This window comes from Pseudomonas sp. GM17 (genome assembly GCF_000282175.2).
GTDB classification, from domain to species: domain Bacteria; phylum Pseudomonadota; class Gammaproteobacteria; order Pseudomonadales; family Pseudomonadaceae; genus Aquipseudomonas; species Aquipseudomonas chlororaphis.
The window spans coordinates 1199950-1212691 of sequence record NZ_CP124732.1 but is presented as its reverse complement, the minus strand read 5'-3'; the positions used below and the strand labels follow the sequence as shown (position 1 = coordinate 1212691).

Annotated in this window: 12 protein-coding genes and 1 pseudogene; 8 read left to right on the top strand and 5 right to left on the bottom strand. The window is 62.9% G+C overall.

Features of this window, described 5'->3' with window-relative positions:
• Positions 1 to 34: 34 nt before the first annotated feature.
• The 8 genes and pseudogenes from hisI to PMI20_RS30880 all read left to right on the top strand — a co-directional run bounded on the left by hisI (position 35) and on the right by PMI20_RS30880 (position 5084).
• The gene (hisI, locus tag PMI20_RS05450) at positions 35 to 427 is read left to right on the top strand and encodes a phosphoribosyl-AMP cyclohydrolase (protein ID WP_007925882.1); all 393 of its coding nucleotides are present in this window, start codon (positions 35 to 37) and stop codon (positions 425 to 427) included.
• A gap of 2 nt (positions 428 to 429) precedes the next feature.
• The gene (locus PMI20_RS05445) at positions 430 to 762 is read left to right on the top strand and encodes a phosphoribosyl-ATP diphosphatase (RefSeq protein ID WP_007925883.1); all 333 of its coding nucleotides are present in this window, start codon (positions 430 to 432) and stop codon (positions 760 to 762) included.
• A 25-nt stretch (positions 763 to 787) separates the two neighbouring features.
• On the top strand, positions 788 to 1066 hold the full coding sequence (locus PMI20_RS05440) for a twin-arginine translocase TatA/TatE family subunit (protein WP_007925884.1): 279 nt from the start codon (positions 788 to 790) through the stop codon (positions 1064 to 1066).
• A 10-nt stretch (positions 1067 to 1076) separates the two neighbouring features.
• On the top strand, positions 1077 to 1517 hold the full coding sequence (tatB, locus tag PMI20_RS05435; protein WP_007925885.1) for a Sec-independent protein translocase protein TatB: 441 nt from the start codon (positions 1077 to 1079) through the stop codon (positions 1515 to 1517).
• Positions 1514 to 2296 (top strand): twin-arginine translocase subunit TatC, encoded by a 783-nt coding sequence (gene tatC, locus PMI20_RS05430; RefSeq protein ID WP_007925886.1) that lies wholly within the window; start codon positions 1514 to 1516, stop codon positions 2294 to 2296. The genes tatB and tatC overlap by 4 nt, the downstream gene beginning before the upstream one ends.
• Positions 2293 to 3000, top strand: coding sequence for a 16S rRNA (uracil(1498)-N(3))-methyltransferase (locus PMI20_RS05425; RefSeq protein WP_007925887.1), 708 nt, complete (start codon positions 2293 to 2295; stop codon positions 2998 to 3000). The genes tatC and PMI20_RS05425 overlap by 4 nt, the downstream gene beginning before the upstream one ends.
• Before the next feature lie 167 nt (positions 3001 to 3167).
• Positions 3168 to 4229 (top strand): annotated as a pseudogene (locus PMI20_RS30885) (methyl-accepting chemotaxis protein); the annotation flags it as partial.
• Complete coding sequence (locus PMI20_RS30880) at positions 4212 to 5084, top strand: methyl-accepting chemotaxis protein (RefSeq protein WP_502945117.1); 873 nt, start codon at positions 4212 to 4214, stop codon at positions 5082 to 5084. The pseudogene PMI20_RS30885 and the gene PMI20_RS30880, both read left to right, overlap by 18 nt.
• 168 nt (positions 5085 to 5252) lie before the next feature.
• Here PMI20_RS30880 and PMI20_RS05415 read toward each other — a convergent pair whose 3' ends face one another.
• The 5 genes from PMI20_RS05415 to PMI20_RS05395 form a co-directional block, all read right to left on the bottom strand.
• Positions 5253 to 5987 carry an amino acid ABC transporter ATP-binding protein gene (locus PMI20_RS05415; RefSeq protein ID WP_007925893.1) on the bottom strand — a complete coding sequence of 245 codons (735 nt, stop codon included), beginning with the start codon at positions 5985 to 5987 and terminating at the stop codon, positions 5253 to 5255.
• The gene (locus PMI20_RS05410; protein ID WP_502945116.1) at positions 5980 to 6939 is read right to left on the bottom strand and encodes an amino acid ABC transporter permease; all 960 of its coding nucleotides are present in this window, start codon (positions 6937 to 6939) and stop codon (positions 5980 to 5982) included. The genes PMI20_RS05415 and PMI20_RS05410 overlap by 8 nt, the downstream gene beginning before the upstream one ends.
• Positions 6940 to 7092: 153 nt before the next feature.
• Positions 7093 to 7890 carry a transporter substrate-binding domain-containing protein gene (locus tag PMI20_RS05405; RefSeq protein ID WP_007925896.1) on the bottom strand — a complete coding sequence of 266 codons (798 nt, stop codon included), beginning with the start codon at positions 7888 to 7890 and terminating at the stop codon, positions 7093 to 7095.
• A 233-nt stretch (positions 7891 to 8123) separates the two neighbouring features.
• Positions 8124 to 10694 (bottom strand): glucans biosynthesis glucosyltransferase MdoH, encoded by a 2571-nt coding sequence (mdoH, locus tag PMI20_RS05400; protein WP_037034706.1) that lies wholly within the window; start codon positions 10692 to 10694, stop codon positions 8124 to 8126.
• Complete coding sequence (locus PMI20_RS05395; RefSeq protein ID WP_007925899.1) at positions 10687 to 12480, bottom strand: glucan biosynthesis protein G; 1794 nt, start codon at positions 12478 to 12480, stop codon at positions 10687 to 10689. Before PMI20_RS05395 ends, mdoH begins: the two co-directional genes overlap by 8 nt.
• Positions 12481 to 12742 lie beyond the last annotated feature (262 nt).

The window sequence follows — 12742 nt, the reverse complement described above, 5'->3', positions numbered from 1 at the left end:
ACGAGCGCGTCGAGCCCTGTTGTCGGAGTCGAAGATGAAAGATTGGCTGGACGAGATCAAATGGGACGCTGACGGCCTGGTGCCAGCCATCGCCCAGGATCACAAGACCGGGCGCGTGCTGATGATGGCCTGGATGAACCGCGAGGCGCTGAGCCTGACCGCTGCCGAAAACCGTGCCATCTACTGGTCACGTTCGCGTGGCAAGCTATGGCGCAAGGGAGAAGAGTCCGGGCATGTGCAAAAGCTCCATGAAATGCGCCTGGACTGCGATGCCGACGTCATCATCCTGATGGTCGAACAGATCGGCGACATTGCCTGCCATACAGGCCGCCAGAGCTGCTTCTACCGCGTTTATGAAAACGGCGACTGGAAAACGGTCGATCCGGTACTCAAAGACCCGCACGCGATCTATCAAGCAGGACACTGAACATGAGCGATACCCTGACCCGTCTGGCCCAGGTGCTGGAAGAGCGCAAAGGCGCCGCCGCCGACACTTCCTATGTCGCCAGCCTGTACCACAAGGGCCTGAACAAGATTCTGGAAAAAGTCGGCGAGGAATCGGTGGAAACCATCATCGCCGCCAAGGACGCCGCCCACAGCGGCGACTGCAGCGATGTGATCTACGAAACCGCCGACCTGTGGTTTCACACCATGGTCATGCTCGCCCAGCTGGGGCAGCATCCGCAGGCCGTTCTCGATGAACTGGACCGGCGCTTCGGTTTGTCCGGACACGCCGAGAAAGCCTCGCGTCCGTCCGCCTGAACATCATTTAGAGAGGAAACGCAGCATGGGCATTTTTGACTGGAAACACTGGATCGTCATCCTGGTTGTCGTGGTGCTGGTGTTCGGCACCAAGAAACTGAAAAACCTCGGCACCGACGTCGGCGAATCGATCAAGGGCTTTCGCAAGGCCATGAACGACGACGAAAAACCCGCCGAGCCTGGCGTGCCACCGACCGCCCAGCCTGCTCCGCCGGTCCAGCCGCAAAGCGCTCCGTTGAACCAGCCGCACACCATCGACGTGCAGGCGCAAAAAGTCGAAGAGCCGACCCGCAAAGACTCGTGAGCACTGACTAATGTTTGGTATCAGCTTCTCTGAACTGCTGCTCGTCGGCCTAGTGGCCCTGCTGGTGCTCGGCCCCGAGCGTCTGCCGGGCGCCGCGCGCACGGCAGGCCTGTGGATCGGCCGCTTGAAGCGCAGCTTCAATGCGATCAAGCAGGAAGTTGAACGGGAAATCGGTGCCGATGAAATTCGTCGGCAACTGCACAACGAACACATCCTGTCGCTGGAACAGGAAGCGCGGAAGATCCTCAATCCGACCCAGCAACAGCCGACACCGGTCGAGCCCGTGGCCGAGCAGAGCATTCATGCGCCCGCCGCGGCGCCTGAAGCGCCAGCCAGCGCGACCACGGCGAACCCCACTGCCGCAACTACACCGGCCGAACCGGCTGCGCCCGTGACAACGCCTGTCACGCCAGCCCCCCACGACCCTACTTTGCCGCCGCGAGCCCCATGAGCGATATTCCGGAAAACGACCAACATATGCCGCTGGTGTCGCACCTCACCGAGTTGCGCACCCGGTTGCTGCGCTGCGTGGCGGCGATCTTCCTGATCTTCGGCGGGTTGTTCGCCTTCACCCAGCAGATCTACACCATCGTCTCCACGCCGCTGCGCCAGTACCTGCCGGCGGGCGCAACGATGATCGCCACCGACGTGGCGTCGCCGTTCCTGACGCCGCTCAAGCTGACGATGATGGTCTCGCTGTTTCTGGCGATCCCGGTGATCCTGCACCAGATCTGGGGCTTTATCGCCCCCGGCCTGTACAAGCATGAAAAGCGCATCGCCGTACCGCTACTGGTCTCCAGCATCCTGTTGTTCTACATCGGCATGGCCTTCGCCTACTTCCTGGTGTTCCCGCTGATCTTCAAGTTCTTCGCCGCGGCCACCCCGGCCGGCGTGGAAATGATGACCGACATCACCAGCTACCTCGATTTCGTCATGACCCTGTTCTTCGCCTTCGGCGTGGCGTTCGAGATCCCGGTGGCGGTGGTGCTGCTGGTGTGGATCGGCGTGGTCAACGTCGCCTACCTGAAGAAGATCCGTCCGTACGTGATCATCGGCTGCTTCGTGGTCGGCATGATCCTGACCCCGCCGGACATTTTCTCCCAGACCTTGCTGGCAGTACCGATGTGGCTGCTGTTCGAGATCGGCATCCTGTTCGGCAGCCTGATCAGCAAACGCGGCGACCAGCCGGCTGAAGATCACAACGACCAGCCGCCAGCGACCCAAGCGTGAACCTGCTGCTTCTTGAAGAGGCCGACTTCATCGCGGCCGACCGGGTGATCCTGCGCGATCGCCGCCTGACCCACATGCAGGAAGTCCATCGTGCCGCGGTGGGCGACATCCTGCGGGTCGGCCGTATCGGCGGCCTGATGGGCTCGGCCGAACTGCTGCGCCTGGAGCCCGGGGAGGCCGAACTGCGAGTCAGCCTCGACCAGCCGCCGCCGACCAAGCTGCCCCTGACCCTGGTACTGGCCCTGCCCCGTCCGAAAATGCTCCGCCGGGTGCTGCAAACCGTCGCCGCCATGGGTGTGCCCCGGCTGGTGCTGGTGAACAGCTACCGGGTCGAGAAAAGCTTCTGGCAAACCCCTTTCCTCGAACCCGAGGCGATTCGCGAGCAACTGATTCTTGGCCTGGAACAGGCCCGCGACAGCGTGCTGCCGGACGTGGTCATCGAAAAACGCTTCAAACCTTTCGTCGAAGACCGTCTGCCAGCGCTGGTCGAAGGTACCCTCGGCCTGGTCGGCCATCCCGGCCAGTACCCGGCCTGCCCTCGCGGCCTGGATGAGCCGGTGACCCTGGCCATCGGCCCGGAAGGCGGCTGGATCCCCTACGAAATCGACCTGCTGGGCAAGTCCGGCCTGCAACCGGTGCAGCTCGGCGAGCGCATCCTGCGGGTCGAAACCGCCGTCACCGCCCTTCTCGCCCGCCTCTTCTAAATTAGCCTCACTACTCGCAGGAGCGAGGCTTGCCCGCGATAGCGCTGTGCCTGACACGGCACCATCACCGGCAAGCCTCGCTGCTGTTGCACGGATGCTTCAGATTAATCTGATGCAGCCGATAGCCTTGGTACAAAACCTATTAATAGCCCAAGGGAGTTCGCGGCATGTACCGTTGGTTAGCCCAGAGTCTGGGAAATGTGAGCGTCAACCTCAAACTCGGCGTTGGCTTCGGCCTGGTGCTGCTACTGACCCTGTTGATCACCGCGACCGGCTGGCTGGGCCTGGGCAATGTGATCGAGCGCGGCGACAAGCTGGGCTACATCTCCAGCCTCAACGAGCTGACAAAGGACCTGCGCAACGCGCGCCTGGACTATGAAATGCGCCGTGGCGAACAAGGCCCGGGGCCGGTCAGCGAGCTGCTGACCAAGCTCGACGACGGCTTGCAACGCGCACGCAAGATGCTGGAAATGCCTGAAAGCATCGCCATGATCGACCAGCAGATCGCCGCCGTCAGCGAGTACAAGCTGGCCTTCGCCGACATGACCCGCGCCACCGCCAGCCGTGAAGCCGCCCGCGCCAAACTGGGCGCCACCGCCGATAACGCCGTGGCCCGGGTGGCCGAAGTGGAGAAATCCATGCTGCAGGGCGACAGCGTGGCGCAATTCAACAGCGTCATCGACCTGAGCAAGCTGATCCAGCAGGCGCGCTTCCAGGTCCGCGGCTACACCTACAGCGGCAAGGCCGAGGCCGAGCAGCCGGCGCTGGACGCCATCGACAACGCCCTGAACAACCTCGCCAGCCTGCCGGCCAAGCTGCCGGAACAGCACCTGGCCAACCTGCAACAGGCCACCGACGCCCTGAAAGGCTATCGCTCGGCGGTCAGCGACTTCCGCGACTCCCAGGTGGCCAGCGCCGCCGCCCTCAAACGCATGGCGGCCCAGGGCGACCGTCTGATGGAAGTCAGCAAGCAGCTGACCGCCGCACAAACCCACAAACGCGACAGCGACGCTGCCCAGGCCAGAAGCACCCTGGCCATCGTTACCGCGCTGGCCCTGCTGTTCGGCCTGGTCGCCGCCTGGAGCATCACCCGGCAGATCGTCATCCCGCTGCGCCAGACTCTCAAGGTGGTCGAGCGTGTCGCCTCGGGCGATCTCAGCGAGAACCTGCAGGTCGAGCGGCGCGACGAGCTCGGCCAGCTGCAACGGGCCATGCAACGCATGACCCTGAGCCTGCGCGAGCTGATCGGCGGCATCAGCGATGGCGTGACCCAGATTGCCAGCGCCGCCGAGCAGCTGTCGGCGGTGACCGAACAGACCAGTGCCGGGGTCAACAGCCAGAAAGTCGAGACCGACCAGGTCGCCACTGCCATGAATGAAATGGCCGCCACGGTCCAGGAAGTCGCGCGCAACGCCGAAGAAGCCTCGGAAGCCGCGGTCGCTGCCGATCAGCAGGCCCGCGAAGGCGACAAGGTGGTCGGCGAGGCCATCACACAGATCGAGCGCCTGGCCGCCGAGGTCGGCAACTCCACCGCCGCCATGGGCCACCTGAAGCAGGAAAGCGACAAGATCGGCAGCGTGCTCGACGTGATCAAGTCGGTCGCCCAGCAGACCAACCTGCTGGCCCTCAACGCCGCCATCGAAGCCGCCCGCGCGGGCGAAGCCGGTCGCGGTTTCGCCGTGGTCGCCGACGAGGTACGCAGCCTGGCGCAGCGCACCCAGAAGTCCACCGAGGAGATCGAGGAGCTGATCGTCGGCCTGCAGAACGGCACCCAGGAAGTGGCCAACATCATGGACAACAGCCGCAGCCTGACCGACAGCAGCGTCGAACTGACCCGCCGTGCCGGTGGCTCGCTGGAAAACATCACCCGCACCGTCTCGGCGATCCAGGCGATGAACCAGCAGATCGCCGCCGCGGCCGAACAGCAGAGCGCAGTGGCCGAGGAAATCAACAGAAGCGTGCTGAACGTGCGCGACGTGTCCGAGCAGACCTCGGCAGCCAGTGAAGAGACAGCGGCCTCCAGCGTCGAGCTGGCGCGCCTGGGGACCCATTTGCAGGCCCTGGTCGGGCGCTTCCGGGTTTGATCCGCACCCTGTAGCCGCTGCCGCAGGCTGCGATCGCCCCGAAGGGGCGCAGCGATCTCAAGGCCGTCAGATGTTCGGCCTGAGATCGGGAACCAAGGCCCTTCGGGCCTTATCGCAGCCTTCGGCAGCGGCTACAGGGCGTATTGCCAAGCAGGGTATCGGGGTGGATTACAGGACCTGACGCAAAAACGCCTGGGCCCGCGGGTCTTTGGGCGCATCGAAGAACGCCGCTGGCGAGGCGTCTTCCAGCAGTTTGCCGTGATCGAAAAACAGCACCCGATCCGCCACCTCCCGGGCGAAGCCCATTTCGTGGGTCACGCAGACCATGGTCATGCCTTCCAGGGCCAGGGTCTTCATCACATCCAGCACTTCGCCGACCATTTCCGGGTCCAGCGCCGAAGTCGGCTCGTCGAACAGCATGACCTTGGGTTCCATGGCCAGCGCCCGGGCGATGGCCACGCGCTGCTGCTGGCCGCCAGAGAGCCGCGACGGGAATTCGTTGGCCTTCTGCGCGATACCGACCTTCTCCAGCAACGCCAGGGCCTTGGCCTCGCGCTCCTGCTTGCCGCGCTTGCGCACCACCTTCTGCGCCAGGCAGAGGTTTTCCAGCACGGTCATGTGCGGGAACAGGTTGAAGTGCTGGAACACCATGCCGACTTCGCGGCGATAGGCATTCACATCGATCTTCGGGTCGGCCAGTTGCAGGCCGTCGATGCTCACCGAGCCGGAATCGAACTGTTCCAGGCCGTTGAGGCAACGCAGGAAGGTCGATTTACCGGAGCCGGACGGACCGATCACCACCAGCACTTCGCCCTTGGCCACGCGGGTGGTGACGTTATCCACCGCGCGGACCACCTGGCCCCGGGTGTCGAAGACTTTTACCAGATCGCGAACTTCAATCACTTTGCGCGAGCCTCCGCTCAAGCCGGCTGGCCATCTTCGACAGCGGCAGGTTGATCAACAGGTACAGGGCCGCCACGCAGAACAGGATCTCGAACGGCGAGAACGAGGTGGTGATGACTTCACGTCCGCTCTTGAGCAGCTCGGTGATGGCGATCACCGACACCAGCGAGGTGTCCTTCACCAGGCTGATGAACTGCCCGGCCAGCGGCGGCAGCACGCGCTTGAAGGCCTGTGGCAGCACCACATGGCGCATCGACTGGCTGGCGTTCAGGCCCAGGGAACGGGCCGCTTCATTCTGGCCGCGAGCGATCGACTGCACGCCGGCGCGGACGATTTCCGCCACATAGGCACCGGTGAACAACGAGAGCGCGGCGATCCCGGCGAACTCGCGGGACAGGTTCAGCACCGTGCCGATGAAGAAATAGAAAATGAAGATCTGCACCAGCAGCGGCGTGCCGCGTACCAGTTCGACATAGATAGTCGACAGATCGCGCAGGGTCGGGTTGTTCGACAGTCGGCAAAGCCCGGTCGCCAGGCCGATGAGCAACCCCAGCACCCCGGACACCACCGACAGCCACAAGGTGGTCCACAGGCCCAGCAACAGCGGTCCGGCCGCCCAGTGACGGATCACGCCAATCACATCGCCTTCGGCCACATCGTCGCCACGGGCAACTTGCAGGCTGTTCTCGTCGACCGTCAGCTGTTGCTCGTCGCCCGCGTCGTTGCGCAGCGTGACTTCGGCCTTGCCGCCTTTGCGCACCAGCTCGCTGACGGTGGAGATGTCCGCCGCCCGCTGCGATTCCTCGGCCTGGTAGGCGAAGTACTGTGGTACGCGGTTCCAGCGCCACTCGTAGGACATCAGCGAGGTGGCGTAGTACAGCGCGCCGGCCAGGCCGATCAGCACCAGCACGGTCAGTACGTGCCAGGGCCATTGGGCTTTTTTATGTTTGATCACTTTGCAGGTTCCAGCCGTTTGCAGCGGGGAGGTTCGGTACTGCCGATCAGGACGCCATCGCGAGCCGGCTCGCTCCTACAGGAATTGCATGAATCCGTAGGAGCGAGGCTTGCCCGCGAATGGGGGCGACTCGGTCTGTCTGACCGAGTGCTATTCCATGTCCTTGAGCCACTCGGTGTTCTTGAACCACTTGTCATGGATGCGATCGTAGGTGCCGTCTTCGTGGATCTGGTGCAGGAAGTTGTTGATGAAGTTGAGGCTGTCGTAGTCACCCTTCTTCAGGCCGAACGCCAGGGGCTCGTAGGTGAACGGCTTGTCGAGGAACGTAAGCTTGCCGTTACCGACCTTGCTCAGCGCCACCACGTTGTACGGGGCGTCGTAGATGAAGGCGTCGGCCTTGCCGTTGACCACGTCGAGCACGGCTTCCTGCTCGTTGTCGTAGCCGTGGTACTTGGCCTTGGCGATCAGCTTCTTGGCGACCATTTCGCCGGTGGTGCCCAGCTTGGAGGTGATGCGGTAGTCGGCGGTGTTCAGGTCTTTATAGGACTTGATGGTGCCTTCCAGCTCCTTGCGGATCAGCAGGGTCTGGCCGACCACGATGAAGGGTTCGCTGAAGTTCAGGCGCAGGTTGCGTTCCTGGGTCAGGGTCATGCCGCTGCCGATCATGTCGAACTTGTCGGTCAGCAGGGCCGGGATGATGCCGTCGTAGCCGGTGGAAACCAGCTCCAGCTTGACGCCCATGGCCTTGGTCATGGCCTTGAGGATATCGACCTCGAAACCGATGATCTCGCCGCGCTTATTGGTCATCTCGAACGGCATGTAGGTCGGGTCCATGCCGACTTTCAGCGTGCCGCGCTTGACCGCATCATCGATGGCGCCAGCCTGGGCTGCATTAACCGCCAGCATTGCCGTGACGCCGAGCAGCAGCATCGAGAGATACTTCTTCATCTTCAAGTCCCCTGAACCCATTTTATTGTGAGGTGAACCCGCGGCCGGTTTTCCCTTGGAAAACCGGCAGATACGGACACCATGGGCCCGCTCGCGGCAATTCGGGGTGCGATGCTAACTCACCCGCCTATTTGCACAAGGGCTTGACCAGGATTTGTTGTTACAGAGCGGACGACAAAAAACGGACCCCACAAACAACAACGCCCTTGAGAGCACTCTCAAGGGCGTTGTCATCAGGCCGGTTGGGCGATTGTCGTTGGCGGTCGCAACGGCAACAACGGTGCATGAGGATCTTCATCCACCGATTGCCGCCAGGCGCTCAGCCAGTCGGCATGGCCTTCGCTCCAGACCTGCTCGTGCAGGCGGGCCAGGGCCACCGGATCGCTCAGCAGCGCCAGGCGCTCGCCGTTGTTCAGCGCCGCCGGCCCGACTTTCAGGGCATGGCGGACACGTTCGATACGCAGCCACTCGATCGGCTCGGCCAGGCCGTGCCGGGACGTCGCCAGGGCACAGGCCAGGGCGTTCTGCTGCGGATCGACCACTGCCCGGATGAAACCGTCGTTCAGCGCATGCCAACGGTTTTCATGGGTGTACTGGTCGGTGGACAGCAGTTCCTGGGGCGGCGCGTATTCCTCGGGGATCAGGAACAGGCTTTCGTCACGGGACTTCAGGCCCAGGCCGACGCGGCTGGAAATCACCGACACCGGGATCGACAGCATCAGCGAACCGACGATCGGCACCAGCCACCAGAGGAAGCTCGGGTTCAGCCAGATCACCAGCAGCGCCCAGCAGAAGCCCAGCAGGGTCTGCGGACCATGGCGGCGCACCGCTTCGCTCCACGGCGTGGAGTCGTCGTCACGTTGTGGCGAGTTCCAGGTCGCGGCCCAGCCCAGGAACGCGGCCAGCACGAAACGGGTGTGGAAGATCATGCGTACCGGCGCCAGCAGCATGGAGAACAGCATCTCCAGCAGCATCGACAGGGTCACCTTGAACTTGCCGCCGAACTCTTTCGCACCCTTGGCCCAGATCAGGATGATGCTCAACAGCTTCGGCAGGAACAGCAGCACGATAGTGGTCGAGAACAGCGCGATCGCCTTGTCCGGATGCCATTGCGGCCACAGCGGATACAGCTGGCGCGGCTCCAGAAAGTACTGCGGCTCCATCAGCGTGTTGACCGCCAGCAGCGCCGTCGACAGCACCAGGAAGAAGAACCACAACGGCGCCGACAGGTAGGACATCACCCCGGTGAGGAACACCGCACGGTGCACCGGGTGCATGCCCTTGACCAGGAACAGGCGGAAGTTCATCAGGTTGCCGTGGCACCAGCGCCGGTCGCGCTTGAGCTCGTCCAGCAGGTTCGGCGGCAGCTCTTCATAGCTGCCCGGCAGATCGTAGGCAATCCACACGCCCCAGCCGGCGCGACGCATCAGCGCCGCTTCGACGAAGTCGTGGGACAGGATCGCACCGGCGAAGGCGCCTTTACCGGGCAACGGCGCCAGGGCGCAGTGCTCGATGAACGGCTTCATGCGGATGATCGCGTTATGGCCCCAGTAGTGGGATTCGCCCAGCTGCCAGAAGTGCAGGCCGGCGGTGAACAGCGGGCCGTAGACGCGGGTGGCGAACTGCTGCATGCGCGCATACAGGGTGTCCATGCCCGAGGCTTTCGGCGCGGTCTGGATGATCCCGGCGTCCGGCGTGGCTTCCATCAGGCGCACCAGGCTGGTCAGGCATTCGCCGCTCATCACGCTGTCGGCGTCGAGCACCACCATGTACTTGTAGTCGCCACCCCAACGGCGGCAGAAGTCGTCGAGGTTACCGCTCTTGCGCTTCACCCGACGGCGGCGACGGCGATAGAAGATCTTGCCGAAACCCTTGGTTTCGCGGCAGACGTCCAGCCAGGCCTGTTGCTCGGCCACGCAGATATCGGTCTCGTTACTGTCACTGAGCACGAAGAAGTCGAAGCGGTCCAGGTCACCAGTGGCCGCGACCGACTCGAAGGTCGCCCGCAAGCCGGCGAATACCCGCGGCACGTCTTCATTGCAGATCGGCATCACCAGCGCGGTACGGGCATCCTTGGGGATCGGCTCGTTACCGGCGCTTTTGCCGGAAATGCGGTATTTGTCATGCCCGGTGAGCAGCTCGAGGAAGCCCATCAGCGCGGTCCAGAAACCGGCCGAGACCCAGCAGAACAGAATGCCGAACATGATCAGGATGCTGGTCTGCAGGGCATACGGCAGTACCTGGGTGGCAGTCTGCATCAATGGCTGATGCATGACTTCTTCCAGGTCGACGAACGACCAGCCCTGGTACGGCATGATGCCTTTCATGTACCAGCCGGCGACGATGGTCTGGCCAAGCATCAGCAGCAACAGGATGTAGCGACGGATCGAACCGACGGTGCGCCAGCGGGCGGCCGGCAGCACGTTCTGATCTTTCGGTGGCTGCGGCGGATTGGTCCGACCGGTCAGGCGCCGCCAGCCACGCACCAGGATATTGGTGCGCCATGGCTCGGGAACCACCTTGGTCCGACGGATCGGCGGCGTGGCCTTGAGGCACACGCGACCGCTGGCGTCGAGCGCCAGCATCTCGGCATCGATCAGTTCCTCGGCGGAGCCCAGGGTCAGCCGGCGGCCCACCGAGGCCTGGGCGGCATCGGCAGGCGCGTCGAACGTCGACGACGACAGGCGTTCGTGCAGTTCACTGAAGGACTTGCAGCCCGCGAGTTCCGCGCGCTGCTCATCGGTCATTGGCAGGTGCGCCAGATACTCGGCAAGAGTCTCTGGCTGTACTTGAGCGTTACTCATCGGCAGGCAACTGGTAGCTCCAGGTCTCGGTCAGGACTTGCTCGGTCGGGACAGATTCCGGTGTGGCTGGGGCCGCCTCGGCAGCAGCAGGCTGCTTGGCGTCTTTGTGGTTCTTGGCGTCCTTGGCCGGCTTGGCGTCGGCTTGCTTGGCATCCGCCTCTTTCTTCTCCTGCTGCTTGGCGGCGACTTTGTCGGCCTTGGCAATGGAGGCGCTGGAGGCTGGCGACACGGCCTTGGCCGGCTCGACAGGGGTGGCGTTCTTGACCAGGGCCGCGCGCATCTCGGTGGATTTGCTCGGGTCCTTGATCTTCATCCGCAGGGTCAGGCGCCAGCCCTTGGTTTCAGGGTTGTAGCGCACGCTGTTTTCCACCAGCTCGGCGTTGTCGCCGACGCTGACCTGGCTGCGCACCTCGGTGTCTTCCGGCAATGCCGCCAGGGATGGACCTTCGAAGTCCACCAGGTAGGCCACGCTGCCGTCCGGTTGGCGGATCAGGTTGGATTGCTTGACGTCACCGGTGGAGCGCAGGGTCTGCTCGACCCAGGAGCTGTCCGGCGAATGCAGGGAAGCTTCGTCCATGGTCCAGTGCAGGCGATAGGCGAAATCGAACGGCTGGCCTGGCTCAGGCTGCTTTTCCGGACTCCAGAACGCCACGATGTTGTCGTTGGTTTCGTCCGCGGTCGGGATCTCTACCAGATCGACGGTGCCTTTGCCCCAGTCGCCCTTCGGCTCGATCCAGGCGCTTGGACGCTTGTCGTAGCGGTCGTCGAGGTCTTCGTAGTGGCTGAAGTCGCGGCCACGCTGCAGCAGACCGAAACCACGCGGGTTTTCCACCGAGAAGTTGCTCACGGCCAGGTGTTTCGGGTTGTTCAGCGGACGCCAGATCCACTCGCCGTTGCCGGCATGGATCGACAGGCCGCTGGAATCGTGCAGCTCGCGACGGTAGTTGAGGACTTTCGACGGCTGGTTGGCGCCGAACAGGAACATGCTGGTCAGCGGGGCGATGCCCAGCTTGCCGACCTTGTCACGCAGGAACATCCGGGCCTTGACGTCGACGATGGTGTCGCTGCCCGGACGCAGGGTCAGGCGATAGGCACCAGTGGCGCGCGGCGAATCCAGCAGGGCGAAGATCACCAGGTGCTTGTCGGTCGGCTTGGGTTGCTGGATCCAGAATTCGGTAAAGCGCGGGAATTCCTCACCGGACGGCAGCGCGGTGTCGATGGCCAGGCCACGGGCCGACAGACCATAGACGTGCCCTTTGCCGACGACGCGGAAGTAGCTCGCGCCGAGCATGGTCATGATTTCGTCCTGCTTGTCCGCCTTGTTGATCGGGTACAGCACGCGAAAGCCCGCATAACCGAGCTGCTCGGTGGCCTTGGGATCGAACTTGAGGTCGCCGAAGTCGAAGCGAGTCGAGTCGTATTTGATCTCTTCGACGGTGTTCGTGGTGATTTCGTTGATTTTCACCGGCGTGTCGAAATGCATGCCCTGATGATAGAAGGACAGCTTGAATGGGGTTTTCTGCTTGGCCCACTCGGCCTTTTCAGGCAGGAAGCGGATTTTCTGATAGTCCGCGAACTTCATCTCACGAAATTCGTTCGGCAGGTTACTGCGCGGAGCCTCGTACTTCTGCCCGGCCAGATCCTTAGCCTTGGCCGATACATCATCCAGATTGAATGCCCAGAGTTGGCCGGCGCTAAGCAGGCAAAGCAGTGCAGAGCCCGTCACCAGTGCGTTTCGTAACCGTTTGGCAGACAATTTTGGTGCATTACAGGGACTAACAATCACGAGCAACCCTCGCCGAAAACAGATCAAAAAACCAACGGCCAGCTATCTATATGCCAGGTTGGCGAGCATTGTTCCGACTCCGATGGGGCTAAATGATTCCCCAAACGGTCCCGAACAAGTCTCTACCTAAGTCAAAAACGGACCAACGAACGCTGATCCCCGTAGCGCGCGATTATCTAGTAGCCCGCGTGACAACGCATCAGGGGCGACCAAGTATTTATCGCGAAAAACGCCTATTTTCGGCCGGTTCCGGCCGAAAAAG

What these genes read in the sequence shown, in the direction of transcription:
- hisI (WP_007925882.1), top strand. Translation starts at nt 35, where the DNA reads ATGAAAGATTGGCTGGACGAGATCAAATGGGACGCTGACGGCCTGGTG.
- PMI20_RS05445 (WP_007925883.1), top strand. Translation starts at nt 430, where the DNA reads ATGAGCGATACCCTGACCCGTCTGGCCCAGGTGCTGGAAGAGCGCAAA.
- PMI20_RS05440 (WP_007925884.1), top strand. Translation starts at nt 788, where the DNA reads ATGGGCATTTTTGACTGGAAACACTGGATCGTCATCCTGGTTGTCGTG.
- tatB (WP_007925885.1), top strand. Translation starts at nt 1,077, where the DNA reads ATGTTTGGTATCAGCTTCTCTGAACTGCTGCTCGTCGGCCTAGTGGCC.
- tatC (WP_007925886.1), top strand. Translation starts at nt 1,514, where the DNA reads ATGAGCGATATTCCGGAAAACGACCAACATATGCCGCTGGTGTCGCAC.
- PMI20_RS30880 (WP_502945117.1), top strand. Translation starts at nt 4,212, where the DNA reads ATGCAACGCATGACCCTGAGCCTGCGCGAGCTGATCGGCGGCATCAGC.
- PMI20_RS05405 (WP_007925896.1), bottom strand. Translation starts at nt 7,890, where the DNA reads ATGAAGAAGTATCTCTCGATGCTGCTGCTCGGCGTCACGGCAATGCTG.
- mdoH (WP_037034706.1), bottom strand. Translation starts at nt 10,694, where the DNA reads ATGAGTAACGCTCAAGTACAGCCAGAGACTCTTGCCGAGTATCTGGCG.